Origin of the sequence: Streptomyces afghaniensis (assembly GCF_044327915.1) — a bacterium.
GTDB lineage: Bacteria > Actinomycetota > Actinomycetes > Streptomycetales > Streptomycetaceae > Streptomyces > Streptomyces afghaniensis.
On record NZ_JBIRGJ010000012.1, the window covers coordinates 286272 to 310510 of the forward strand.

The window sequence follows — 24239 nt, forward strand, 5'->3', positions numbered from 1 at the left end:
CCCGTTCACCTCGGGGCCTCGCCGGAGCGCTGGTACAGCTCCGTGACGGAGGCGGCCGCCCGGGCCAGTTCCTCGCGCACCCGAGGGGGCGAGACAACCTCCACCTGGCGGCGCAGGCCCTCCCAGACGCCGGCGAGTTCGAGGCCCGGCTGGCGCCGTACGGGCTCGTCGAGGAGCCCGGGCGGAGCGCACCCGGTCCGCCCGGAAGAGCCGGGGTTCGGCCCGCCGGTCGGCGACCAGGTACCAGACACCCGCCTTGGCCCCGGTAGCGCAGCCGCAGCCGGCGGTCGGCGAAGACCGCGTCCCGCAGCACCTCCAGGTCGACGACCTGCTGCGGCCCGCCGCCCCAGCGGGTGGCGTCGACGGGGATGCGGCGGGAGGCCGTCTCGGCGGCCGGGCGGTGCGGGGCGGGCAGCGCGGCCATCACCTTGCGCAGGGCCGAGCCGAACGCCGCGTCCAGGCCGAACGCGGCGTTCGGCCGCGCCGCGGAGCAGGCCGCCGAGCTCATCCGGTCCGTCCGCGCGGAGCAACTGGACGGCCCCACGCCGTGTACCGAGTTCGACGTGCGCACCCTGCTGAGCCATCTCACCGGCGCGACCCACCGGGTGGCCGTCGTCGCCGAGGGCGGTGACGCAGTCGCGGTACGGCCGTTCGCCGAGGGCGTGCCGGACGACGGCTGGACGGCCGCGTACGACGAGGCCAGGACCCGGGCCGTGAAGGCCTGGGCCGGCGACGGCCTGCTGGACGCGGTGGTGCGCCTGCCGTTCGGCGAGATGCCCGGCCGGGCCGCCCTGTTACGAACAGCGCGACGAGAACACACCGTTCGCCACGGCCCGGCCGTTCCCCGAGGGCGCCGACGTCTACCGCAGGCCGGCGGCCCGGCTGGGGCGCGAGCCGCTCAGGCGAGCCTGACGCGTGCGAGCTGTCGGGATTGCGCCACCAGCCGGTCGGCGCTGTCCCACACCTCGGCGTCCTCCTCCAGGAAGCCGCCGGCGAGGTTGCGCGTGGTGATCGACACGCGCAGCGGGCCCGGCGCCGGGCGGCAGCGGACGTGCACGGTCAGCTCGACGGTGGGGACCCAGCCCTTCAGCCCGAGTTCGAAGGCGGTGGGCGGCAGGGCGTCCACCGCCAGCAGCAGCGAGAGCGGGTCGTGGTCCCGGCCGTCCGCGAGCCCGAACCAGGCCCGCATCTCGCCCTTGCCGGACGGCTTGCCGAGGGCCCAGCCCAGGGTCGAGGGGTCCAGCTTCAGCATCAGCCGGTCGGCGATGGCCGAGCTGCCGTCGACGGGGGCGGGCCCGTCCTCCGGGCCGAAGCAGTGCTCCAGCGGCGGGATCGCGGGCGGCCCGGCCGTCGTCCGGACGTCGTCGGGCAGGGTGTCCAGGTTGCCGTAGGAGGCGAGGACGCGGATGCGTTCCACCTCTCGGCCCTCGTCGTCGTACTGGAAGAGGGAGGCCTGGCCGGTCGACAGGGTCCGGCCGGTGCGGACGACGTCCGTGCGGACGACCGCAGGGCCGGGCTGGGACGCGGTCAGGTAGTGCGCCGAGATGGTGAAGGGGTCGGCGTGCGGCAGGGTGTCCGCGAGCGCGCGGCCGAGGACGGCCAGCAGATAGCCGCCGTTGACGGCGCTGATGATCGTCCAGCCGGCGGAGAGGTCGATGTCGTAGACGCCGGGCGCGCGTCGGGTGAGCGCGGTGTCGCGGTCGAACTCGCTGTCCCCGATCGTGGCCCGGACGGCCGGGGCGGAGGCTGCTTCTGGCATGGCTGAACAGTACAAGAACTAACTACTAAGCGGTAGCTTTGGTTGGTTCGGGCTTCGGTGAGGCCCGGGCAATTTCTCGGTAAGTGTCCGCACTCGTCCGTAAACCCGGAAGGCCGTCCGCTCCTCTGAAGAGACATGAGCCTCACCGGGACTCCGTTCCTCTACACGCTGATCGCGCTGTCGGTCGTCGCGCTCGCACTGCCGCTCGCCCTGTGGTCGCGCGTCCGCGGCCCCCGCGCCCTGCGCACCGCGACGCGCGCACTGATGCTGCTGTTCGCCCAGGGAACCGCCGTGGCGCTGGTCTTCACGCTGGTCAACAACGCCAACAACCTGTACGACAACTGGGCCGACCTGCTCGGCACCGGCGACCACGTGCAGCAGGCGGCCGACCTCGGCGCCGACGGCACCGGAGGCATCGCGCTGAAGCGGCTGCCCAAGGTGCGCCAGACCTTCCGGCCGGCCACCGGGCCCGGCATGCGCGCGGCCGGCGGGGTGCGCGTCACCCAGCTCAAGGGCCGGGTGTCGGGCGTGAACGCCGAGGTCTACGTCTGGCTCCCGCCCCAGTACGACGAACCGGCCTACCGCCACCACAGGTTCCCGGTCGTGGAGCTGCTGCCCGGCTACCCCGGCTCGGCGAAGGCCTGGTTCGGCTCACTGCACGCGCACGAGCAGCTGGAGCCGCTGATGCGGGACGGGCAGGTCGCCCCGTTCATCCTGGTCGCGCCGCGCACCAATCTGCTGGCCGGGGTGGACACGGGCTGCGCCAACATCCCGGGCACGGTCAACGCCGACACCTGGCTGAGCGTCGACGTGCCGATGATGGTCATGGACAACTTCCGCGCCGAGTCCGCCCCGCGGGGCTGGGCCGTGGCCGGTTACTCGGCCGGGGCACACTGCGCGGCCAAGCTCGCCGTCGCCCACCCCGACCGCTACCGGGCCGCCGTCAGCCTGTCCGGCTACAACGACCCGATCGGCGAACGCGACTCGCTCGCCGCGCAGACCCCCGCCCTGCGGGACGAGAACAACCCCTACCTGCTGCTGCGCAACGCGCACGTCCCCCCGCGCGTCTCGCTCTACCTCTCCGGCCAGCCGCACGACGGCTACGAGGCGGCCGTCGCCCTGGAACAGACCGCGAAGGCCCCGACGACGGTGCACGTCGTGTACATCCCGAAGAGCGCGGGCGGTCACACCATGGCGCTGTGGCGGCCGCAGGTGGTGCCGGCGTTCCGCTGGCTGACGGAGTTGACGGGCCGCGGCCACGTCACGGCAGGACGGGCTGCTCCTCCTCGCTCACCGTCGACCGCCGGTGCCACGCCCGCGGAGCTCGCCAGTGGAACCGCATCGCGAGCAGGCGCAGTACGAAGGCGGTGATCACCGCGAGGGCGCTGGTGAACGGGTTCAGGGCGTCGTAGCGGAGGCACAGCGCGACCAGGGCGGCGCCGACGATCGCCGGGACCGCGTACAGGTCCCGGTCCCAGCGCAGCAGCGAGGGCACCTCGTTGGCGAGGACGTCGCGCAGCACACCGCCGCCCACCGCGGTGGTCAGCCCCAGACCGGCGGAGGCGGTCAGGCCCAGCCCGTACTCGTACGCCTTGATCGTGCCGGCGACACAGAACAGGCCGAGGCCGGCCGCGTCGAAGACGTTCACGGCGACCTGGATGCGCTCCACCTGCGGGTGCAGGAAGAAGACCAGGAGGGTGGCGAGCAGCGGGGTGAGGAAGTACCCCAGGTCCGTGAAGGCGGCGGGCGGTACGGCCCCGATGACCAGGTCACGGAAGAGCCCGCCGCCCAGCGCGGTGACCTCGGCGAGCACGGCGATGCCGAACACGTCGAAGTTCTTGCGCACGGCCAGCAGGGCGCCGGAGATCGCGAAGACGAAGATGCCGATCAGGTCGAGCGTGTGCTGGACGGACGGGCTGAAGAGTTGCTGGAGCACCCGAACATTTTTACCCACGGGTGAGCCCCCGCCCCGAGGCGCGGGGACGGGGGCTCGGGCGGGGTCACTTCTCGACGGGGGTGGCGCCGCCGTTGTCCGCCGCGACCTCCTTGGCCGAGGACAGCAGCTTGGTGTCCTGCGGCTGCTGGTCCTCGAAGTTCTCCGGGTGGTGGCAGGCGACGCGCTGCCCGGCCCGCAGCTCCACCAGCGGCGGCTCCGTGGTCTTGCAGATCTCCGTCGCCTTCCAGCACCGGGTGTGGAAGCGGCAGCCGCTCGGCGGGGCGATCGGCGAGGGCACGTCGCCCTTGAGCAGGATGCGCTCGCTCTTGACGCCCCGGCGCTTCGGGTCGGGGATCGGCACGGCCGAAAGCAGCGCCTTGGAGTACGGGTGCATCGGCGACTTGTACAGCTTGTCGCGGTCGGCCAGCTCGACGATCTTGCCGAGGTACATCACCGCGATCCGGTCCGAGACGTGCCGGACGACCGACAGGTCGTGCGCGATGATCACGTACGTCAGGCCCAGCTCCTCCTGGAGGTCGTCCAGCAGGTTCACCACCTGGGCCTGGATCGACACGTCCAGCGCGGAGACCGGCTCGTCCGCCACCACGAGCTTGGGGTTGAGCGCGAGCGCGCGGGCGATGCCGATGCGCTGGCGCTGACCGCCGGAGAACTCGTGCGGATAGCGGTTGTAGTGCTCGGGGTTGAGGCCGACCACCGACAGCAGCCGCTGGACCTCCTTCTTCACCCCGCCCTCGGGATCGACGCCCTGGAGCCGGAAGGGGGCGCCGACGATGGTGCCGATCGTGTGCCGGGGGTTCAGCGAGGAGTACGGGTCCTGGAAGATCATCTGCACGTCGCGGCGCATCGGGCGCAGCTCGCCGGTCTTCAGGTGCGTGATGTCCCTGCCCTCGAACTCGACCGAACCGCCGGTCGGTTCGAGCAGCCGCGTGATCAGCCGGCCCATGGTGGACTTGCCGCAGCCCGACTCACCGACGACACCGAGCGTCTCGCCCTTGCGGACCTCGAAGTCGATGCCGTCGACGGCGCGCACAGCGCCGGTCTGCCGCTGGAGCAGGCCCTTGCGGATCGGGAAGTGCTTCTGAAGGCCGGTCACCTTCAGCAGGACCTCGCCGTCGGCGGCGGTGTCCTGGGTGAGGGTGCTCCCGCTCGTGTCCGGTGTGGTCACCGCTTTGTCGTCGCTCACAGCTTCGGCGCAATCTCTTCGGTCCAGATACGCTCCCGCTGCTCCTGCGTCATGTGGCAGGCGGCCCAGTGCGAGCCGCCGACCTCGGTCAGCTCGGGGCGGACCGTGCGGGTGACGTTGTCCTTCGGGATGTCCGCGTACGGGCAGCGCGGGTGGAAGGCGCAGCCGGACGGGAGGTTGATGAGTGAGGGCGGCGCGCCCTTGATCGGGATGAGCCGGTCGGTCTCCTCGCGGTCCAGGCGCGGCATCGAGCCGAGCAGGCCCCAGGTGTAGGGGTGCCGGGGCTCGGAGAACACGTCCTCGGCGGGACCGCGCTCCACGCACCGGCCGCCGTACATGACCAGCAGGTCGTCGGCCATCTCCGCGACCACGCCCAGATCGTGGGTGATCATGATGACCGCGGAGCCGAACTCCTTCTGCAGATCGTGGATCAGGTCGAGGATCTGCGCCTGAACGGTGACGTCCAGGGCCGTGGTCGGCTCGTCGGCGATGAGCAGCTCGGGGTTGTTCACCAGCGACATGGCGATCATGGCGCGCTGGCGCATACCGCCGGAGAACTCGTGCGGGTAGCCGTCGACGCGCTTGGCGGGCTCGGGGATGCCGACCCGGTCGAGCATCTCGATCGCCCGCTGCCGGGCCGCCTTCTTGCTGACGTCGTTGTGGACCCGGTACGCCTCGACGATCTGGTGCCCGACCGAGTAGTAGGGGTGCATCGCCGACAGCGGGTCCTGGAAGATCATGGCCATCTTCCGGCCGCGCAGCCGCCGTACCTCGTCGGGGTCGGCCGCGATCAGCTCCTGGCCGTCCAGCCAGACCTCGCCGGAGACGTGAGCGCGCGCCGAGCGGTGCAGGCCCATCACTCCGAGGGAGGTGACGGACTTGCCGGAGCCGGACTCGCCGACGATGCCCAGGGTCTTGCCCTTGCGCACGTCGAAGCTGACGCCGTCGACGGACTTGACCAGGCCGTCGTCGGTGTCGAAGTGGATGCGCAGATCACGGACGGACAGGAACACGTCGTCCGGGACGGACGGGGCGGTGGTGTCCGGTTCGCCGAGCGCGGCTTTGTCGAGCTTGCTCACGAGTACCTCACCCGGGGGTCGATGGCGGCGTACACCAGGTCGACGATCAGATTGCAGAAGACGATGAAGAACGCGGCGACCAGGGTCACGCCCATCACGATGGGCAGGTCGTTGTCCTTGATGGCCTGCACCGAGTATGCGCCGATGCCCTGGAGGGAGAACACGGTCTCGGTGAGCACCGCGGTGCCGACCAGGGTGCCGAAGTCCATGCCGAAGATCGTGACGATCGGGGTGAGCGCGGAGCGCAGGCCGTGCTTGGCCACGACCGTGGTCTCCTTCAGACCCTTGGCCCTCGCCGTCCTGATGTAGTCCTCGCTCATCGTCTCCAGCATGCCCGCCCGGGTGAGCCGGGCGTACAGCGCCGAGAAGAGGAAGGCGAGGCTGATCCAGGGCAGCATCAGGTGCCAGGCCCATTCGGCGGGGTTCTCGGTGAACGGGACGTAGTCGATGCTGTCCCAGACGGGGATCTCGTAGACGAAGAGCGCGAGCAGGATCTGGCCGGTGAAGAAGATCGGGAGCGAGACACCGGCGAGCGCGATGAACATGGAGAAGCGGTCGATCGGCTTGCCCTTGCGCAGTGCCGAGATCACACCGGTCGTCACACCGGTGATCACCCAGATCACCGCCGCACCGATGGCCAGCGAGAAGGAGACCGGGATCCGCTGCTCCAACTGCGGCCACACCTCGATGTGGCTCTTGAAGGAGTACCCGAAGCAGGGTGCGCTGCAGTGCGTCGCGTCGGGACCGAACTTGTAGTCGGCGCCCACCACGAGGCCCTTGATGAACTCCCAGTACTGGACGTAGACCGGCTGGTCCAGACCCAGGTTCTGCTTGATCGCGGCGACGGATGCGGGGTTCGCGTCCTTGCCGACGTACTGGGTGGCCAACTGGTCGGCCGTCTGCCCCCCGAGGCGGGGGACCAGGAAGAAGATGGCGAAGGTGACTGCGCTGACCACCAGCAGCAACAGCACTGCGCCCATGACGCGTCGGAGGATGTACGCAGCCACAGCTGTACGGCCCCGGGTGGCCGCGGCGGGATCGTCCGCCGCGGCCACCCGGTGCCTTCACCTGCCTTTCGAAAGGATCCGGCCTGCTGAGTTACTTCGCGGAGCTCATCAGCAGGTAGTCGTACATGCCGAGGTAGGCCTGCGTGACCGTGACGTTGTTCGCCGACGCCGGCCGGAGCAGCAGGTTCTTGCGGTAGATCAGCGGGACGACCGAGGCGTTGTCGAGCACCATCTTGTCGATCTCGCCCCAGGCCTTGGTGCGGGCCGCGTCGTCGGTGTTGGCGATCGCGTCCGTCAGGGCCTTGTTGATCTTCGGGTCGTCCAGCTCCATCAGGTTGTTGCCGCCCGAGGGCTTGATGGCCGCGCCGTTGACGATCTGGTCGAGGAAGCCGTAGCCGGTCGGCCAGTCGGCGCCCCAGGCCATCGAGAGCATGCCGAGCTTGTTGTCGTGGACGTAGCTCGGGACACCGGCGAAGTTGGAGAAGTACTTGCCGGAGGGGAACTGCTTGATCTCGATGTTGATGCCGATCTTCTTCAGCGACGCCTGGACGGCGGTCGCCGCCGCGACCTCGGCGGGCCGGTCGGAGCGGGCCGTCAGGATCGTGTTGAAGCCGTTCGGCTTGCCGCACGCCTTGAGGGCAGCCTTGGCCTTGGCCACGTCACCCTTGTGACCGTCGGTCGCGTAGGTGTCGAACTTGGTGTAGCCGTTGACCGACGGCGGCAGCAGCGTGGTCGCCACGTCGCCCTTCGGCGAACCGCCCATGGCGTCGAGCACCGACTGCTTGTCGAGGCCCCACTGGACGGCCTTGCGGCAGTCGGCGTTGTCGAACGGCTTCACGTTGACGTTGAGCGCGATGTACTGCGTCGCGCCGGCGTAGGAGCTGTCCGTCTGGTTGGCGTACTTGCCCCGCAGCACCTTCGGCTGGGTCTGCGGCTGCACACCCGTGCCGGCCGCGTCAGCCGTGATCTTGTCGGCGAGCAGGTCGTTGTCGACCGTGACCGGGTTGACCTTGAACTTGATCGTGACCTTGTCCGGCAGCGCCTTGCGGATCGGGTCCGTCTTCGCGTCCCACTGCGGGTTGCGCACCAGGGTGGCGCCGCGGCCCTCCTCGTAGGACTGGAACTGGTACGGGCCGGAGGACACGATGTTCTGCACGTACTTCGCGCCGTTGTCCTTCGCCTTCGGCACCGGCGCCGTCTGCGAGAACGTGGCCAGGTAGTCGAAGTCGGCGAACGGCTGCTTCAGCTTGAAGACGATCGTCCGGTCGTCCGGCGTCTCGATCGACTTGATGCCCTCGGCGGACTTGTCCTTGTAGGGACCCTGGTACTTGTCGCCGCCCTCCAGGTACGACTTGAAGTACGTCGGGCCGTTGGACAGGGCCTCGGGCGCGAAGTTGGAGCGCTCGATGGCGTACTTCACGTCCTTGGACGTCACCGGGGTGCCGTCCTGGAACTTCACGCCGGCGCGCAGCTTGTACGTCCAGGTCTTGGCGTCCGGGCTGGACTTGCCGAGGGACTCGGCGAGGTCCGGGACGACCTCCAGGCCTTCCTTGCCCGCCGCCGGTTTGAACGTGGTGAGCGTTCTGCCGTAGAGGCGGGAGAAGTTCTGCACCCAGCCGTAGTACGTGTTGCCCGGGTCGAGGGAGTCGGGCACGTCCGAGTGCTCGTACGTGACCGTCCCGCCCTTCTTGCTCGACGGGTTGACGATCGAGGTCAGCGCGGCGTCCTTCTTGCCGTTGCCTCCGTTCCCGTCGTTGTCGTCGCCTCCGCCGCCACATGCGGCAGCGCCCAGCGACAGTGCCAGGACCGACGCAACGCCGGCGGTCACCCTTCTCGTCTTCACCTGAGGAAGCCCCCTCATTCGATGGATCACTTGCTGCGAGGGTCGAGGGCGTCACGCAGCCCGTCACCCAGCAGGTTGAAGGCCAGGACGGTGATGAAGATCGCCAGTCCGGGCACGAACATGTACTGCGGATCAGCCGTGTAGAGATCCACAGCGTTGCTGAGCATGCCGCCCCAGGAGGCCTGCGGCGGAGCGATACCGACGCCGAGGAAGCTCAGCGCGGCCTCGAACAGGATGTTCGTCGGGATGATCAGCGTCGAGTAGACGAGGATCGGCGCGACGAGGTTCGGGAGCAGTTCCCGGAACAGGACGTACGGGCCGCGTGCCCCGAGGCTCGTGGCGGCCTCGATGAACTCCCGCTTGCGCAGGGTCATCGTCTGGGCGCGCACGATGCGGCCGATGTACGGCCAGCTGAAGAAGCCGATCACGAAGATCAGCACGCTGATGCGCAGGGACAGGCCTTCGAGACCGAAGAAGCCGTCCTGCACGGAGGCGGAGATCGAGATGGCGAACAGCAGCAGGGGGAAGGCCAGGAAGGTGTCCATCAGCCTGCTGATGACGCTGTCGATCCAGCCGCCGTAGTACCCGGCGATGACACCGAGCACAGTGCCGATGCACACGGACAGCAGCGTGGCGCCGCCCGCGACCAGGAGGGAGACCCAGGAACCGTCGATGATGCGGGCGAGCATGTCCCGGCCGTACTGGGGGTCCACGCCGAGCGGGTGGTCCCAGCTCATGCCTCCCCAGCCGCCCTTGGGGGCGAGCAGCGCGGGGTCGATGAGGTCCTGGTTGAACTTGTTGGGATCGAGGTTGAAGATCCATTGGATCGGCTTGGAGAGCACCGCCATCAGCGTGAGCAGGATGACGACGACGCCTCCCGCCATCGCCACCTTGTCCCGCTTGAAGCGCATCCAGGCGATCTGAGTGAGCGAGCGCCCTTCGATCTGGCTCTTCTTGACCCCGGAGAGCACGGCCTCGGGCTGTGCTCCGGCTTCCGCCCCGGTGGTCTCGATCGGTGCGGTCACGGTGCGATTGACCCCTCTCGGGCCGGCGATCGCCGAGCCCCTGGCTGCCGCTGTAGCGGTTTGTTTGTCTCGTACACGCGACCGACCCGGCCCGTGTCTTGCGGGGAGTCTTCAACGCTTTGGCGATCTGTTGCCAGACTTGGCGGTGAAAGGATGCGTAAACGTGATGCTGTCTGCGGGGTTCCGTTATCCGGACAGTGGGTAACGGCGGTCGGACGCGCTGAGACAGGGGCATATTAGGGCAAAGCCGCCTTTTTCAATCCCATCTACGCGCGAAGAGCTGAGAGCCCGTCGCGTTCGAAGGTGGGGAAACAGGGACCGTCGGCCGGCCTGCGGGCGGCCCGCCGGATGGGTCAGTACCGGCCCTGGACCGGGGGGTAGCCGTAGCCCGAGGCCGGGGCCTGGACGGGGGCGGTGGCGTGGGCCTCGCGGTCGTAGAAGGGGCGGGCGCTCGCGCGCAGCCACATGGCGACCGGGTCGTGCTCGTCGGACATGGCCACGGTCGAGACGGGCAGCCCGTCCGGTACGGCACCGAGGGACTGCTGCATCATCGCGCGCACGGAATCCACGGCCGGCGGCGAGGTGTCGTACACATCCAGTCCGATGGCGAGGTACGGCGCGCCCAGCGCGGGCTGCACCCAGGCCCGGCGCAGCGAGCGGACGGCCGGGGTGCGGTGGGCGTTCTGCGCGAGCAGGGCGTAGAACTGCGGGAGCTCGATGGCCGGTTCGGACAGCCGCAGCGGGCCGGCCGGCTGGCGGTCCAGGCCCGTGGCGATCCGGCGCAGGTCGAGCCAGGGGATGCCGACGCCGCCGCCGGGGGCGTGCGGGTTGAGCCAGAGGCCGTAGTGGTCGGGGTAGAGGGCGCGGGCGACGTCGACTCCGTCGACCACCTCGTAACTGCGGTTCCAGCCGCTGGCCGAGAGCTCCTGGGCGGAGGTCACACAGGGGGCGTAGCCGCAGCCGTCGACCTCCATGTTCCCGTACTGGGCGTCGGGGGAGCCCGCCTGGCCGTGCCAGAGGAGCATCCAGATCTGGCCGGTGTGCGGGGTCGCGAGCGCGCGCAGGAGTGCCTCGTAGGCGTCGTAACGCCCGGGCGTGACCTGGCGCAGCATGTGCTCGACCTGTCCGGCCGCGGCCGTGCCGCTCGCGCTCACCTTTACCGCCCCTTCGTACAACGCCTCGACCGTGACCTAGCTTAAGCCCGCCCACCGACTCCGGACTTGCCCTCGTCCGGCGGGTGCGGCCCGTCTGTTGCTGGTCGCGCGGTTCCCCGCGCCCTGGGGAACCTGACCTACCGCTGGTAAAAGGGCCGGACCCGGTCCCTCATCCAGGTGCCCACCGGGTCCTCCGCCACGTCCAGGAGGACCAGGTTGACCTGCCAGGGGGCCGGGCACCGGGTCACGGCTCGGGACAGAGCCTCCAGGGGGAGGGCCCGCAGGTCGCCCTCCCACTGGGAGAGTTCGACGCCCACGAACATCACCGGGTCGGCCGTCTCGATCTCGGCGAGGCAACGGCGGGCGGTGAGGACGACGCCGACGGCCTCGAACTCGGCGGAGGCGGCGGCGAGGAAGTCCACCGGGTCGTCCTGCCAGTCGGGCTCGAAGAGGCGGACCCGGCCGCCGCTCGCGGGGCCGTCCAAGGGGGTCCGGCCGGCCCGGCACAGCTCGGCCACGGCGGGCGGCGGGAGCGGGATGCCGACCACACCGCCCGGGTTGACGGCTATCCCGGCGTGCGGGGGCAGGCCGCGGGCGAACTCCACGGCGGGCGCGATCGTGTACGACATGTGGGAGCCGACGACCTGGCGGAACTGCTCCTCGGAGCTGAACACCGGGACGTACGCCTGGCCCTCGATCTCGATGCCGGGCAGGTCGAGGGGACCGCTCTGCGGGCCGCCGCCGTTCGGCAGGGGGATCCAGACGAAACTCCGGCCGAGCACCTCGACGATCCGCCCGCCGGCCGACGGCCCGGCGCCGAGGGAGGCCGAGAGCACCTCCTCCAGTTCGTTGCCGGGCCATCCGCCGTGCGGGTGGGTCTGCGTGTGCGCCGGGAAGTCCGCGGAGAAGTCCGCCGGGAAGTCCATCTGCCTACCGCCTGCCTGGAACCACTGCTGTGGCTCAAAAGGCTAGCGGCTCATCGGCCCTCGGCGGTCAGCCCGTGAAGCCGATCCGGCGCAGGGTGCCCGCCGCGTCCCGGTCGACGAGGATCGCCGAGCCGCAGCCCGCGGGCAGTTCGCCCCGCTCCACGGAGCGCAGCAGGCGGTTGGCCGCCGCGCGGTGGCGCAGGAACGCGTACCGCGAGACCCCCCGGCCGCGGTCGCGCTGGCCGGCCAGGGCCTCCTCGGGCGTGACGTCGAGCATGAGCAGATGCAGGGTGCCGCCCCGGCGGCGGGCCTCGCGGGCCAGCCAGCGGCGGACCCAGGCCTGGGTGCCGCAGTCGTGCACGACGACGCCCTCGCCGCCGCGCAGGGCGCGGCGCAGCCCGGCGTAGTGGGCGAGGCGGACGAGCGGGCGGTAGACCCCGTACGGCAGGAAGCGCGGCATGCGGCTGTCCCAGCGGTCGCGGGTGTCCTGGGAGTCGATGCGCCGGCCGGGCACGGTGCGCCGCATCAGCGTGGACTTGCCACTGCCGGGCAGGCCCGTGACCACGACGAGGTCGCGGGGGCCGAAGAGCAGCGCGTGCGGGCCTCGGCCCTCGCGCTCGCGCAGATCGCGGACGACCGGCACCGGCAGCGGGCCGCAGGCCGCCCGTGCCGGAGCGGCCGGCTGCCCGGGCAGCGCGACGCCCGATGTCGTGGCGTACGCGGTGGTCCTGTTCACCGTGATCGTCCTCCCCTGGGGCCAGGTACTTCAGTCCCATCCCCGCCGAGTGTAAAGAGAAGGTAATGCCCGATGTCTCTGGTTTTAGTCCTCTTCCCGCAACAGCCCTGCTACAGGTGGTGCCCCTGCCGCCGCGCGACGATGCGTGCAATGATGTGCGCGCCAACTGCATACCGGCCGTTTGAATCCGCGCGGGAGAGTCCCCAGCACCGCTGACGCTGGGGCGCCGAAGGAGCAAGTCCCTCCCTTGAATCTCTCAGGCCCCGTTACCGCGCGGGCGAGGCACATCTGAAAAGCGGGCCGTTTCCTGTCGTCGAGACGACGGGTGCGGCTCCACCCAAGGTGCAAGCCGTGTCCCGTGTGGTCATGGCGAACCTCTCAGGTTCCGATGACAGATGGGGAGGAACGACCTCGCCCGTCATTGCCCTGGGAGACGACCGACTGTGAGCAGTACAGGAGAACTCCGTCACACCGCGCTCGATGCCCTGCATCGTTCGCTCGGCGCGACGATGACCGACTTCGCCGGCTGGGACATGCCCCTGCGCTACGGCTCCGAGCGCGACGAGCACAACGCCGTGCGCACGAAGGCCGGGCTCTTCGACCTCTCGCACATGGGCGAGATCACCGTCAGCGGTCCGCAGGCCGCCGCCCTGCTCGACTTCGCCCTGGTGGGCAACATCGGCGGCGTGAAGCCGGGCCGCGCCCGCTACACCATGATCTGCCGGGCCGACGGCGGCATCCTCGACGACCTGATCGTCTACCGGCTCGCCGAGACCGAGTACATGGTCGTCGCCAACGCCTCCAACGCCCAGGTGGTCCTGGACGCGCTGACCGAGCGCGCCGCCGGCTTCGACGCCGAGGTGCGCGACGACCGGGACGCCTACGCGCTGATCGCCGTACAGGGCCCGGAGTCGCCGGGGATCCTGAAGTCCCTCACCGACGCCGACCTCGACGGGCTGAAGTACTACGCCGGGCTGCCCGGCACGGTCGCGGGCGTCCCGGCCCTGATCGCCCGCACCGGCTACACCGGCGAGGACGGCTTCGAGCTGTTCGTGAAGCCGGAGCACGCGGTCGAACTGTGGCAGGCGCTGACCAAGGCGGGCGAGGGTGCCGGGCTGGTCCCGTGTGGGCTGTCCTGCCGCGACACGCTGCGCCTGGAGGCGGGCATGCCGCTGTACGGGCACGAGCTCTCGCGGGAGCTGACGCCCTTCGATGCCGGGCTCGGGCGGGTCGTGAAGTTCGACAAGGAGGGCGACTTCGTGGGCCGCGCGGCCCTGCGTGAGGCCGCGGAGGACGCGAACCACGAGCCGCGCGTCCTCGTCGGACTCGTCGCCGAGGGCCGCCGGGTCCCGCGCGCCGGGTACGCGGTGGTCGCCGGCGGCGAGGTGATCGGCGAGGTCACCTCCGGCGCCCCCTCCCCCACGCTCGGCAAGCCGATCGCGATGGCCTACGTCGACGCTGCGCACGCCGCCCCCGGCACGCCCGGCGTGGCCGTGGACATCCGGGGCAGTCACGAACCGTACGAGGTCGTGGCGCTGCCGTTCTACAAGCGCCAGAAGTAGACACTGGCCGTCGGGCCGCACCGGCGGTCCCCGGCACATCGCGCTCACCAGCAGTCCCCTTCATCAGCACTCCCGCGCGTACAGGAGAATCCAGGCCATGAGCAACCCCCAGCAGCTGCGTTACAGCAAGGAGCACGAGTGGCTGTCGGCCGCCGAGGACGGCGTCTCGACGGTCGGCATCACGGAGCACGCGGCCAACGCGCTCGGCGACGTGGTCTTCGTCCAGCTCCCCGAGGTCGGTGACACCGTGTCCGCGGGCGAGACCTGCGGCGAACTGGAGTCGACCAAGTCGGTGTCCGACCTCTACTCCCCCGTCTCCGGTGAGGTCACCGAGGTCAACGAGGACGTCGTGAACGACCCGTCGCTGGTGAACTCGGCCCCCTTCGAGGGCGGCTGGCTGTTCAAGGTGCGGGTCGCCGAGGAGCCGGGCGACCTGCTCTCCGCCGACGAGTACACCGCGTTCTCCGCCGGCTGAGGAGTCGTAGCCGTATGTCCGTCCTGAACACCCCCCTGCACGAGCTCGACCCGGCCGTGGCCGCCGCGGTCGACGCCGAGCTGCACCGGCAGCAGTCCACGCTCGAGATGATCGCCTCGGAGAACTTCGCTCCGGTCGCGGTCATGGAGGCGCAGGGCTCGGTCCTGACCAACAAGTACGCCGAGGGCTACCCGGGCCGCCGCTACTACGGCGGCTGCGAGCACGTCGACGTGGTCGAGCAGATCGCGATCGACCGCGTCAAGGAGCTGTTCGGCGCCGAGCACGCGAACGTGCAGCCGCACTCGGGCGCCCAGGCCAACGCCGCCGCGATGTTCGCGCTGCTCAAGCCGGGCGACACCATCATGGGTCTGAACCTCGCGCACGGCGGGCACCTGACCCACGGCATGAAGATCAACTTCTCCGGCAAGCTCTACGACGTCGTCGCCTACCACGTGGGCGAGGACGGCCGGGTCGACATGGCCGAGGTGGAGCGGCTCGCCAAGGAGTCCAAGCCGAAGCTGATCGTGGCCGGCTGGTCGGCGTACCCGCGGCAGCTGGACTTCGCGGAGTTCCGCAGGATCGCGGACGAGGTCGGCGCGTACCTGATGGTCGACATGGCCCACTTCGCCGGGCTCGTCGCGGCGGGGCTGCACCCGAACCCGGTGCCGCACGCGCACGTGGTCACCACGACCACCCACAAGACGCTGGGCGGCCCGCGCGGCGGTGTGATCCTCTCCACGGCCGAACTCGCCAAGAAGATCAACTCCGCTGTCTTCCCCGGTCAGCAGGGCGGTCCGCTGGAGCACGTGATCGCCGCCAAGGCGGTCGCGTTCAAGGTCGCGGCCTCGGAGGACTTCAAGGAGCGCCAGCGCCGTACGCTGGAGGGTGCCCGCATCCTGGCCGAGCGTCTGGTGAAGGACGACGTCCGGGCCGTGGGTGTGGACGTCCTGTCCGGCGGCACGGACGTGCACCTGGTCCTGGTCGACCTGCGCCACTCGGAGCTGGACGGCCGGCAGGCCGAGGACCGCCTCCACGAGGTGGGCATCACGGTCAACCGGAACGCGATCCCGGACGACCCGCGCCCGCCGATGGTGACGTCCGGTCTGCGGATCGGCACACCGGCCCTGGCCACCCGGGGCTTCACGGCCGAGGACTTCACGGAGGTCGCGGACGTCATCGCCGAGGCGCTGAAGCCGTCGTACGACGCGGAGGCCCTCAAGGCCCGGGTGAAGGCCCTGGCCGGCAGGCACCCGCTCTACCCGGGTTCGCGCACATAACGAAGAAACCTTTCAGGGCGCCCCGTTCCGCGTGGGGCGGGGCGCCCTGTCCCCCTGCACCACCCCTTGCACCACCCCCGTAGTCAGGAGTCCCCGTGGCCATCTCGGTCTTCGACCTGTTCTCGATCGGCATCGGCCCGTCCAGCTCCCACACCGTCGGGCCGATGCGCGCGGCCGGGATGTTCGCCCGGCGGCTGCGCAACGAGGAGCTGCTGGCCCCGACCGCCAAGGTCCGCGCGGAGCTCTACGGCTCGCTCGGCGCCACCGGCCACGGCCACGGCACGCCGAAGGCGGTGCTGCTCGGCCTGCAGGGCGACTCGCCGCGCACGGTGGACGTGGAGACGGCCGACGAACGGGTGGAGACCATCAAGGCTGGCGGCCGGCTGAACCTGCTGGGCGAGCGCGAGATCGCGTTCTCCTACGACGACGACATGGTCCTGCACCGCCGCAAGGCCCTGCCGTACCACGCCAACGGCATGACCCTCTGGGCGTACGACGCCTCGGGCGCGGAGCTGCTGACGAAGACGTACTACTCGGTCGGCGGCGGCTTCGTCGTCGACGAGGACGCGGTCGGCGCGGACCGCATCAAGCTCGACGACACCGTGCTGAAGTACCCCTTCCGCACGGGCGACGAGCTGCTGCGCATGGCCCAGGAGACCGGCCTGTCCATCTCGGCGCTGATGCTGGAGAACGAGCGGGCCTGGCGCACCGAGGAGGAGATCCGCGAGGGCCTGCTGGAGATCTGGCGGGTCATGCAGGCGTGCGTGGCGCGCGGCATGTCCCGCGAGGGCATCCTGCCGGGCGGTCTCAAGGTACGCCGCCGGGCCGCGAACACCGCCCGCAAGCTGCGCTCCGAGGGCGACCCGAAGGCGCTCGCCATGGAGTGGATCACCCTCTACGCGATGGCGGTCAACGAGGAGAACGCGGCCGGGGGCCGGGTCGTCACCGCACCGACGAACGGCGCGGCCGGCATCATCCCCGCGGTCCTGCACTACTACGTCAACTTCGTGCCGGGCGCCGACGAGGAGGGCGTGGTCCGCTTCCTGCTCGCCGCGGGCGCGATCGGCATGCTCTTCAAGGAGAACGCGTCCATCTCCGGCGCCGAGGTCGGCTGCCAGGGCGAGGTCGGCTCCGCCTGCTCCATGGCGGCGGGCGCGCTGGCCGAGGTCCTCGGCGGCTCGCCGGAACAGGTCGAGAACGCCGCCGAGATCGGCATGGAACACAACCTCGGCCTGACCTGCGACCCGGTCGGCGGCCTGGTCCAGATCCCGTGCATCGAGCGCAACGGCATGGCCGCGGTGAAGGCCGTCACGGCCGCGCGCATGGCGATGCGCGGCGACGGCTCCCACAAGGTGTCCCTGGACAAGGTCATCAAGACGATGAAGGACACCGGCGCGGACATGTCGGTGAAGTACAAGGAGACGGCGCGGGGCGGGCTGGCGGTCAACATCATCGAGTGCTGAGAAGGACCCTCCGGACCGGTGTCCCGGTGACCGGCGCCATGCCGCGGCCGCCGGAGCGGTGCGCGGGGCTTGGGCAAGCGCTTTCGAGCGTCCGTCATGCGGTCGGATCAGACGTCACCGGTCACAGCGACGCATCCCCCGTGGGCCGCCGAAGTTGACATTTCCACGTCAGTCCGGGAGAGGCCGTGTCATGGTGGTGAGCACAACTCCCCTTCCCCCACCAGCACTTCAGGGAGCCCCCCATGCTGCGCGGCATCGACGTGAGCGCCTACCAGTCCTCCTCCTACGACACCGACGGCCTGTCCTTCGTCTTCGTCAAGGCGACAGAGGGTCGTTCCTACGTCAACCCCAGACTCGCCGCCCAGACGAAGCGGGCCCGCGACGCCGGTCTGGTCGTCGGCTTCTACCACTTCCTGTGGCCCGGCAACCTCACCGCCCAGGCCGAGTACTTCCTCGCCAAGGCCCCGGACCGGCCGGGCGACATCCTCGCCGTCGACTGGGAGACGACCAGCGACGGGACGCACGCGAGCAACGCGGAGAAGGACCTGTTCATCCGGAAGCTGAAGGATCTCCGGCCGAACAACCAGGTCGTTCTCTACGCCAACCGCAACTTCTGGCTCAACATCGACACCACCTCCTACGCGGGCGACGGCCTGTGGATCGCCGACTATGTCAGCGCGGGCAAGCCCCGCATCAAGGCGAAGTGGCGCTTCCACCAGTACACGGACGACCCGCTGGACAAGAACGTGGCCGACTTCGCGAGCAAGGCGGCACTGCGGAAGTGGGCGGAGGACGCCTGATCGCCTGTCAGGGGGTCTGGAAGACGAGGGCGGCATTGTGTCCGCCGAAGCCGAACGATGTGCTCAGGGCCGTGTCGATCCGGCAGGGCCGGGCGACCTTGGTGACGATGTCGAGGTCGATGCCGGCTTCGGGGACGTCGAGGTTGGCGACTGGGTGAACGGTCTGGTGGTGGAGGGTCAGGACGCACACGGCGGCTTCGACGGCGCCTGCGGCGCCCAGCGAGTGGCCGAGGATGCTCTTGGTGGCGGTGACGAGCGGCGGCTGGGCGAAGACGCGGTGCAGCACCGCGGCTTCCATGCGGTCGTTCAGTGGCGTCGACGTGGCATGGGCGTTGACGTGGTCGATGTCGGCGGGCGCCAGATCGGCCTGCCGCAGCGCGTCGTGCACCGCGCGTACGGCTCCCTCCCCCTCCGGGTGGGGAGTGGTGGAGTGGTGGGCATCGCTGGTGGCCCCGAATCCGGACAGGACGGCTTTCGGCCTGACCCTGCGGGCACGGGCGTGTTCCGCGCGCTCGAGTACGAGGACGCCGGCGCCTTCTGCCAGGACGAACCCGTCTCGTTCCGCGTCGAAGGGCCGCGAGGCGCCCAGCGGATCATGGCAGCGGGTCGACAACGCGCCCAGCCGCCAGAAGCTCATGCTGGACAGTGGGCCGCAGGCACTCTCCGCGCCGCCGACCACGGCGATGTCGCACATGCCGCTCTGCAGGAGCTGCCTTCCGATGCCGATGGCGGTCGCGCCGGAGGCACAGGCGGTGCTGACGCCGAGGCCCGGCCCTTTCGCGCCCAGATCTGCCGCGATCTCACCGGCGGCCATGTTGGGCAAGGCCCGCGGGACCGTGGTCGGCGAGATCTTCTGATACTGACCTGAGGTCATGCACGCGGCAACGCGCAGGTCGGTGTCGCGGCTGCTGCTGCCCACCCCGATGACGACACCGACTCGGTCACCTTCCCAGTCCGTGGGCTCCAGGCCGGAGTCCCGGACGGCTTCCCGTGCGGCGGCGACGGCCAGGTGGATGAAGCGGTCGGTGCGCCAGCGCAGACCGCGCCCCAGAGCGGCGGCGAGGTCGTCGTCCGGGACCCGGCAGCTGAAGTCCACCGGCAGGCCGGCGAGCCGGTCGTCAGTGGTCGCCGTCGGTCTCCCCTCGCACAGCCGTCGCCAGGTTGCGTCGGCTCCGACACCGCCCGCGGTGGCCAGTCCGATGCCGGTGACGACGGTCCGGGATCCGCTCACACGTCTGCTTCCTCAGGCACGGTGGCCAGGATCTTCAGCACGGCGAGAGCGGACTCGTCGGCGAACCGGGCGACGTAGTCGGCCACCTGTGCCACGGTGACTTCGGGGCCTGCCGGCATGGCTTCACTGGTAAGGGGGACGTCGATGCCGGTCTCCTCTTCCACCACGACGAGAAGTTCAGCCAGGGCGATCGAGTCCAGACCGAGGGGCTGCAACTTGCTGTCGGCGGTCACCTGACCGGGGTCCATCTCGAAATGGCGGACGATGAGACGAATGATGGCGTCAACGAACAGCTGTTCAGCCAAGGATCACTCCGGAGTGATGGAAGGAAAGTCCGTTCGACCGGCCCAGCAAATCGCACTCACGGCACGGCGGCTGTTGAAGCGAGAGTGCGTGTCGGAAGAAATGCCCGGTGTGGTCTATCGCGAGGCACCCGGTTCGGTGCGCACGCTGAGGTGCGGGGGTGGAGACAGGGCGGGGCGGTGCGGCAGGCATCGCCACGCGGCCGCCGCAGCCGTGAGGGCGACAGCGGCTGCCACCCAAGCGCTGCGGTTCAGACCCGCGACGAACGCGTCCGTCGCCGCGGTCAGCAGGTGACTTCTCACGGCAGGGTCGGCATGCCTGCCGGCCAGGGCAGCGGCGGCGACACTGTCGGTTGCGGCGGACGGCACCTTGGTCAGTCCCGTGTGGGCGAGCGCGTCACGCATCTTGTGCGTGTAGGCGGTGGCCAGGACAGAGCCCTGGACAGCGACGCCCAGTGTGGCACCGACCTGGCGGGCGGCGTCGTTGACGGCGGATCCGACGGCGGCGTGGGACTCACCCACGCTGTCCATGACGGCGGCCGTACCGGATGCGGCCGTCACCCCCGCCCCCATACCCGCGATGACCTGGACGAGGGCCAGGTGCGGGTACCCGGATTGCGCCGTAGTGCCGGCCAGCAGCAGGAAAGAGCCGGCGACGACCAGCAGGCCGCTCACCATCAGGAACTTGTGGGGCAGCCGGTTCGTGAGCACGGCCGCCAGCACCGCCCCGGCGATCAGAGCGGCAGGCATCGGCAGGGTGCGCACGCCGGCCTGCCAGGGGGTGCAGCCCAGCACTCCCTGGAGGTACAGGGAGATCACGAAGAGCGCACCGAACATGCCGAACGACATCATGGCGAGTGCCGCTGCCGCGATGGTGACCGGACGCCGCATCACATGCCGGGGCACCATGGGCGCCGCAGCCCGTCGCAGCCACCAGCCGAACGCCGCCAGCGCAGCGGCGGCGACGGCGAAGACCGCGAGGACCGACGGGCTGGTCCATCCCCGGCCGGGGCCTTCGATGATCGCCCAGACCAACGCCAGCAATCCGGTGGCGGACAGCACGGTCCCCGGCAGATCGACGCGCTCAGTGCGGGAAGGTCTCGGTGCGGGGACCAGCAGGAGCGACAGCACGATGACCGCTGCGGCGAGGGGAATGTTCAGCCAGAACACCGCCCGCCATGAATGCCGGCTCACCATCCAGCCACCGATCACCGGCCCCAGGGCACCACCCACCCCGCCGACCGCGGCCCACAACGAGATGGCCCGGTGCCGAAGGCCCGGTTCCGGAAAGAGCTGCGTGATCAGCGAGAGCGTCGCCGGCATGATCAGCGCGGCGCCCGCGCCCATGGCACCGCGCGCCGTGATCAGCTGCCACGGTGCGGAGGCCACCGCACCGGCCAAGGAGGCAAGTCCGCATACCGTCAAGCCGCTGAGGAAGGCACGTCTGCGGCCGATCCTGTCGGTGACGCTCCCTGCCGTCAGCACCAGGCCACCCAGGACCAGGGCGTAGGCGTCGACGATCCACTGCGTCTGCCGGGCCGAGGAGCCGAGGGCCCTCTGCAGGTCGGGGATGGCGACGTTGAGCACGGTGAGGTCCATGCCCAGCAGGAACAGCCCGCAGCAGAGTGCCCCGGCGCCGGCCCAGCGTCTTCGCGTCTTTCCCACAGCCGCGTGAAAAAGGGAAATATCCGTTCCGTGTTCACCGCGCATGTGCACTATCTACCAGAGCGTGTACGGGGCATCGGAGAATGGATTTTCCGGTGTCTTTGAAATGCATAACAACGCGAGGACACCTGAATGGACGCATCCGAAACTCTTGTCGATGTCCTGATGAGGCAGTTTCCCTTCGACGTGAGCACCGAGGAGTTCGTGCAAGACCCGTATCGCTTTTTCGAGCAGGTACGCCGCACGAGCGGTCCTGTTCACCGGACCCGGTCGGGGGATGTGGTGGTTCTGGGCTATTTCGAGGCCATGGCGGTCCTGCGTGATCCGCGTTTCGGGCACGGAGCGCAGACGGCTCAGGAGCAGACCAACTACGGTGTGCCCGCCCGTACGTTCCTGCTGACCGACCCGCCCGGCCACACGTGCCAACGCGCTCGCGTACGACGAGCCTTCACCGCGCGTGAAGTCCTCCGTCTGCGCGTAAAGATCAACGAGTTGACGGCGACCCTCGTCCGCGCGGCGGCACAGGCAGGCGAAGCGGACATCGTCGCCGATGTCGCGCGGCCGCTGTCCGCGACAGTGATCGCCGACCTGATCGGCGTACCGGAACACCTCCGCGACCGGTTCGCCCAGGCAGCCGCGCTCCTTATCCGAGCCATGGACCCACCCCAGCTGATCGACGCCGAAACCCGTGAACGCATCGCGCGGGCGCGAGTCAGCCTGGCGCGGGACATCAACGTCGCACTACGGCATCCGGTCGGCACGGGACTCCTGCGCGCCATGGCCCGCGGCCCTGCGGATCCCACGGCCCGTGCGGAGACGGTGGCCACCTGTGCCCAACTCGTCGCAGCCGGATACGAGACGACCGTCGGCCTGATCGCCAACGGCATGCACGCTCTCCTCCGGCACCGCGACCAGCTGGCACAGCTTGCCGCCACCGGCCCCTCGGAGAAGGCGGCAACGGCGGCGGTGGAGGAACTCCTCCGCTACGACCCACCCATTCAACTCGCTCCCCGCAGCGCCCTGGTCGACGCCGACATCGCCGGCACTCCCGTTCCCCGCGGCACCGTCGTCTCCGTACTCCTCGGCGCGGCCAATCGGGACCCACGCGCCTTCCCCCAACCGCACCTGCTGCGCTTCGACAGGCGGACACGGCATATCGCCTTCGGTCTGGGCACCCACTACTGCCTCGGCGCTGCGCTGGCCCGTCTCGAAGCCACCGCAGCGCTGAGGCACTTGCTCACCCACAGTCCTCGGCTGGTCGAGCCCCGGATTCTCTACAGTCCCGCTCGAGTCGCCAGAAGCGTCCAGAGCCTGCGCGTGCGCCTCAGCGCCTCCTGAAAACAATCACGCTCTAGCCGCTGAACTCCGGGGTGCGTTCGCGGGACGCCTCCGTCAGGGCCTTGCCGACCGCCTCGACGCCGCCGCGCAGGCCGTAGACCGGGGTGCCGGGCTGCTGGCGCCAGGAGTCGTCGAGGCCGCCGGCGTCGACGGTGTCGAAGCCGAGTTCGTCGATCAGGTCGCGTACCTTGCGCTTGGCCGCCTCGTCGTCGCCGGCCACCGGCAGCGCGATGCGGTCGGGGTCGCCGGCCGGCAGCGGGCGGTCCAGGATGTCCTGGGCGTACGTGCCGTTGAAGGCCTTGATGACGGGGTGGCCGAGCTGCCGCTGTGTCCAGCGGCTCTCGGTGAGGCCCTCGTCCTCGATCGCGGCGATCCTGCCGTCCCGCTGGCGGGGGTAGTAGTTGCCGGTGTCGATGACCGCGACGCCGTCGGCCGCCTCGCCGAACAGGCCGGACGGCAGGTCCGGGACCGCCTTCAGCGGAATCGTGACGACGACGATCTCGGCGCCCCGCGGTGCCTCCTCGACCGTCACGGGTGTCGCGCCGGTCTCCTCCGCGAGGGCCGTGAGCGTGTGCGGGCCGCGGGAATTGGCCACGTACACGTCGTGACCGAGGGCGGTGAGCCGCCGGGTCAGATTGCCGCCGATGTTGCCCGCTCCGATGATGCCGATCTTCATGTCCTCGCCTCGCCCTTCCAGGGGGTCAGGAGTTCCTGGCCAGCTTCGTGATCAGGGTCAACCTGCGGGGCGCAGGAGCTATTCCGGCTTCCGGGAAGGTGCGAACGGGTCCTCCAGTTCCGCCCGCAGCACCTCCGCCGCCCCCTCCGCGTCCCCATCGGCCACCGCCCGGACGAGTGCCTCGTGCGCCTCGTCGCCGGTGTCCGGGTCGTCGGCGCGCAGGCCGGTCAGGGACAGCAGCTCGATCAGGCCCTCGCGCAGGACGGGGCTGAACTCGGCGAACAGGTCGGCGAGCACCGGGTTGTGGGCGGCGGCGATCACGGCCGCGTGGAAGGCGATGTCCGCGTCGACGAAGGCGGCGTCGTCGGCCGCACCGGCGGCTCGGCGGCCCTCCAGCGCCGCCCGGAGCGCCGTGACGTCCTCGGGGGTGCGGCGGCGCGCGGCGAGCCGGGCCGCGTGCACCTCGACCGCCATCCGGACCTCGTAGACGTCGGTCACGGCGGCCCGGCGCAGACGGGTGGGCCAGTCCTCGACCGGCTCGGTCGCGATGACGAAGACGCCGGCGCCCTGGCGGGGCCGGACGAGCCCGGCTCCGGCGAGCGCGCGCAGCGCCTCGCGGACGGTGGAGCGGCCCACGCCCAGCTCCTTCGCCAGCGTCGTCTCACCGGGCAGCCGGGTGCCGACCGGCCAGGCGCCGTCGGCGATCTGCTCGCGCAGCCGGGCGGCGGCCTGTTCGACCAGAGGGCTGGGGCGGACGGCGGACAGCGGCATGCGGTTCACC

The 24239-nt window shown here is 70.3% G+C and carries 22 protein-coding genes, 2 pseudogenes and 2 riboswitches; of the genes and pseudogenes, 8 read left to right on the top strand and 16 right to left on the bottom strand.

What is annotated here, in order from left to right; translation table 11 throughout:
* Window positions 1–5 precede the first annotated feature (5 nt).
* Window positions 6–490 (bottom strand): annotated as a pseudogene (locus ACH4G3_RS39650) (WYL domain-containing protein); the annotation flags it as partial.
* Here ACH4G3_RS39650 and ACH4G3_RS39655 point away from each other — a divergent pair.
* A pseudogene (locus tag ACH4G3_RS39655) lies at window positions 429–767 on the top strand (TIGR03086 family metal-binding protein); the annotation flags it as partial. The pseudogenes ACH4G3_RS39650 and ACH4G3_RS39655 overlap by 62 nt on opposite strands.
* A 131-nt stretch (window positions 768–898) precedes the next feature.
* Here the strand turns inward: ACH4G3_RS39655 and ACH4G3_RS39660 are convergent.
* Window positions 899–1759, bottom strand: coding sequence for a thioesterase family protein (locus tag ACH4G3_RS39660; protein ID WP_397629005.1), 861 nt, complete (start codon window positions 1757–1759; stop codon window positions 899–901).
* Window positions 1760–1894: 135 nt separating this feature from the next.
* Between ACH4G3_RS39660 and ACH4G3_RS39665 the strand changes: the two genes are divergently transcribed.
* A complete protein-coding gene (locus tag ACH4G3_RS39665; RefSeq protein WP_397629006.1) occupies window positions 1895–3130 on the top strand; it encodes an alpha/beta hydrolase in 1236 nt (411 codons plus the stop codon).
* Here ACH4G3_RS39665 and ACH4G3_RS39670 read toward each other — a convergent pair.
* The 9 genes from ACH4G3_RS39670 to ACH4G3_RS39710 form a co-directional block, all read right to left on the bottom strand.
* Window positions 3021–3695 (bottom strand): trimeric intracellular cation channel family protein, encoded by a 675-nt coding sequence (locus ACH4G3_RS39670; RefSeq protein ID WP_082320062.1) that lies wholly within the window; start codon window positions 3693–3695, stop codon window positions 3021–3023. The two genes, ACH4G3_RS39665 and ACH4G3_RS39670, sit on opposite strands and share 110 nt — an antisense overlap.
* Window positions 3696–3759: 64 nt before the next feature.
* Window positions 3760–4899: an ABC transporter ATP-binding protein gene (locus ACH4G3_RS39675; protein ID WP_397629007.1), complete on the bottom strand. Its 1140-nt coding sequence runs from the start codon at window positions 4897–4899 to the stop codon at window positions 3760–3762.
* Window positions 4896–5978, bottom strand: a complete 1083-nt coding sequence (locus ACH4G3_RS39680) for an ABC transporter ATP-binding protein (RefSeq protein ID WP_397629008.1) — start codon at window positions 5976–5978, stop codon at window positions 4896–4898. The genes ACH4G3_RS39675 and ACH4G3_RS39680 overlap by 4 nt, the downstream gene beginning before the upstream one ends.
* Window positions 5975–6985, bottom strand: coding sequence for an ABC transporter permease (locus ACH4G3_RS39685; RefSeq protein WP_397629009.1), 1011 nt, complete (start codon window positions 6983–6985; stop codon window positions 5975–5977). Before ACH4G3_RS39685 ends, ACH4G3_RS39680 begins: the two co-directional genes overlap by 4 nt.
* A gap of 91 nt (window positions 6986–7076) precedes the next feature.
* Entirely contained in the window at window positions 7077–8846 is a 1770-nt protein-coding gene (locus ACH4G3_RS39690; protein ID WP_397629010.1) for an ABC transporter substrate-binding protein, read from the bottom strand.
* Window positions 8847–8854: 8 nt separating this feature from the next.
* A complete protein-coding gene (locus tag ACH4G3_RS39695; RefSeq protein WP_397629011.1) occupies window positions 8855–9853 on the bottom strand; it encodes an ABC transporter permease in 999 nt (332 codons plus the stop codon).
* Between the two features lie 353 nt (window positions 9854–10206).
* A complete protein-coding gene (locus tag ACH4G3_RS39700) occupies window positions 10207–11007 on the bottom strand; it encodes an enhanced serine sensitivity protein SseB C-terminal domain-containing protein (RefSeq protein WP_397629012.1) in 801 nt (266 codons plus the stop codon).
* A 137-nt stretch (window positions 11008–11144) separates the two neighbouring features.
* Window positions 11145–11933, bottom strand: coding sequence for an enhanced serine sensitivity protein SseB (locus tag ACH4G3_RS39705; protein WP_397629013.1), 789 nt, complete (start codon window positions 11931–11933; stop codon window positions 11145–11147).
* A gap of 67 nt (window positions 11934–12000) precedes the next feature.
* Window positions 12001–12669 (bottom strand): AAA family ATPase, encoded by a 669-nt coding sequence (locus ACH4G3_RS39710; protein WP_397629014.1) that lies wholly within the window; start codon window positions 12667–12669, stop codon window positions 12001–12003.
* Window positions 12670–12851: 182 nt separating this feature from the next.
* Window positions 12852–12951: riboswitch (glycine riboswitch) on the top strand.
* Window positions 12952–13074, top strand: a riboswitch (glycine riboswitch).
* Here ACH4G3_RS39710 and gcvT point away from each other — a divergent pair.
* From gcvT to ACH4G3_RS39735, 5 genes are all read left to right on the top strand, one after another.
* On the top strand, window positions 13065–14231 hold the full coding sequence (gcvT, locus tag ACH4G3_RS39715) for a glycine cleavage system aminomethyltransferase GcvT (protein ID WP_397629015.1): 1167 nt from the start codon (window positions 13065–13067) through the stop codon (window positions 14229–14231). Its footprint overlaps the riboswitch before it by 10 nt.
* Window positions 14232–14328: 97 nt before the next feature.
* Window positions 14329–14706 (top strand): glycine cleavage system protein GcvH, encoded by a 378-nt coding sequence (gene gcvH / locus ACH4G3_RS39720; protein WP_020276709.1) that lies wholly within the window; start codon window positions 14329–14331, stop codon window positions 14704–14706.
* 14 nt (window positions 14707–14720) lie between these two features.
* A complete protein-coding gene (gene glyA / locus ACH4G3_RS39725) occupies window positions 14721–15983 on the top strand; it encodes a serine hydroxymethyltransferase (RefSeq protein ID WP_397629016.1) in 1263 nt (420 codons plus the stop codon).
* A 95-nt stretch (window positions 15984–16078) separates the two neighbouring features.
* Window positions 16079–17446, top strand: a complete 1368-nt coding sequence (locus tag ACH4G3_RS39730; protein ID WP_397629017.1) for an L-serine ammonia-lyase — start codon at window positions 16079–16081, stop codon at window positions 17444–17446.
* Window positions 17447–17688: 242 nt separating this feature from the next.
* Complete coding sequence (locus tag ACH4G3_RS39735) at window positions 17689–18246, top strand: glycoside hydrolase family 25 protein (protein ID WP_397629018.1); 558 nt, start codon at window positions 17689–17691, stop codon at window positions 18244–18246.
* Window positions 18247–18253: 7 nt separating this feature from the next.
* Here the strand turns inward: ACH4G3_RS39735 and ACH4G3_RS39740 are convergent, their stop codons facing one another.
* The 3 genes from ACH4G3_RS39740 to ACH4G3_RS39750 form a co-directional block, all read right to left on the bottom strand.
* Window positions 18254–19477: a beta-ketoacyl-[acyl-carrier-protein] synthase family protein gene (locus ACH4G3_RS39740; RefSeq protein WP_397629019.1), complete on the bottom strand. Its 1224-nt coding sequence runs from the start codon at window positions 19475–19477 to the stop codon at window positions 18254–18256.
* Window positions 19474–19782, bottom strand: a complete 309-nt coding sequence (locus ACH4G3_RS39745) for an acyl carrier protein (protein WP_397629020.1) — start codon at window positions 19780–19782, stop codon at window positions 19474–19476. The genes ACH4G3_RS39740 and ACH4G3_RS39745 overlap by 4 nt, the downstream gene beginning before the upstream one ends.
* A 114-nt stretch (window positions 19783–19896) precedes the next feature.
* Window positions 19897–21444, bottom strand: coding sequence for an MFS transporter (locus ACH4G3_RS39750; RefSeq protein WP_397629021.1), 1548 nt, complete (start codon window positions 21442–21444; stop codon window positions 19897–19899).
* Window positions 21445–21576: 132 nt separating this feature from the next.
* Here ACH4G3_RS39750 and ACH4G3_RS39755 point away from each other — a divergent pair, with 132 nt between their 5' ends.
* Window positions 21577–22782, top strand: a complete 1206-nt coding sequence (locus tag ACH4G3_RS39755) for a cytochrome P450 (RefSeq protein ID WP_397629022.1) — start codon at window positions 21577–21579, stop codon at window positions 22780–22782.
* Between the two features lie 13 nt (window positions 22783–22795).
* On the opposite strand, the gene ACH4G3_RS39760 is transcribed toward ACH4G3_RS39755, so the two are convergent.
* Both ACH4G3_RS39760 and ACH4G3_RS39765 read right to left on the bottom strand, forming a co-directional pair.
* Window positions 22796–23458, bottom strand: a complete 663-nt coding sequence (locus ACH4G3_RS39760) for an NADPH-dependent F420 reductase (protein WP_397629023.1) — start codon at window positions 23456–23458, stop codon at window positions 22796–22798.
* 78 nt (window positions 23459–23536) lie between these two features.
* Window positions 23537–24229: a FadR/GntR family transcriptional regulator gene (locus ACH4G3_RS39765; RefSeq protein ID WP_397629024.1), complete on the bottom strand. Its 693-nt coding sequence runs from the start codon at window positions 24227–24229 to the stop codon at window positions 23537–23539.
* Window positions 24230–24239 lie beyond the last annotated feature (10 nt).

What these genes read in the sequence shown, in the direction of transcription:
- glyA (WP_397629016.1), top strand. Translation starts at nt 14,721, where the DNA reads ATGTCCGTCCTGAACACCCCCCTGCACGAGCTCGACCCGGCCGTGGCC.
- gcvT (WP_397629015.1), top strand. Translation starts at nt 13,065, where the DNA reads ATGGGGAGGAACGACCTCGCCCGTCATTGCCCTGGGAGACGACCGACT.
- ACH4G3_RS39765 (WP_397629024.1), bottom strand. Translation starts at nt 24,229, where the DNA reads ATGCCGCTGTCCGCCGTCCGCCCCAGCCCTCTGGTCGAACAGGCCGCC.
- ACH4G3_RS39690 (WP_397629010.1), bottom strand. Translation starts at nt 8,846, where the DNA reads ATGAGGGGGCTTCCTCAGGTGAAGACGAGAAGGGTGACCGCCGGCGTT.
- ACH4G3_RS39755 (WP_397629022.1), top strand. Translation starts at nt 21,577, where the DNA reads ATGGACGCATCCGAAACTCTTGTCGATGTCCTGATGAGGCAGTTTCCC.
- ACH4G3_RS39665 (WP_397629006.1), top strand. Translation starts at nt 1,895, where the DNA reads ATGAGCCTCACCGGGACTCCGTTCCTCTACACGCTGATCGCGCTGTCG.
- ACH4G3_RS39660 (WP_397629005.1), bottom strand. Translation starts at nt 1,759, where the DNA reads ATGCCAGAAGCAGCCTCCGCCCCGGCCGTCCGGGCCACGATCGGGGAC.
- ACH4G3_RS39705 (WP_397629013.1), bottom strand. Translation starts at nt 11,933, where the DNA reads ATGGACTTCCCGGCGGACTTCTCCGCGGACTTCCCGGCGCACACGCAG.
- ACH4G3_RS39735 (WP_397629018.1), top strand. Translation starts at nt 17,689, where the DNA reads ATGCTGCGCGGCATCGACGTGAGCGCCTACCAGTCCTCCTCCTACGAC.
- gcvH (WP_020276709.1), top strand. Translation starts at nt 14,329, where the DNA reads ATGAGCAACCCCCAGCAGCTGCGTTACAGCAAGGAGCACGAGTGGCTG.
- ACH4G3_RS39760 (WP_397629023.1), bottom strand. Translation starts at nt 23,458, where the DNA reads ATGAAGATCGGCATCATCGGAGCGGGCAACATCGGCGGCAATCTGACC.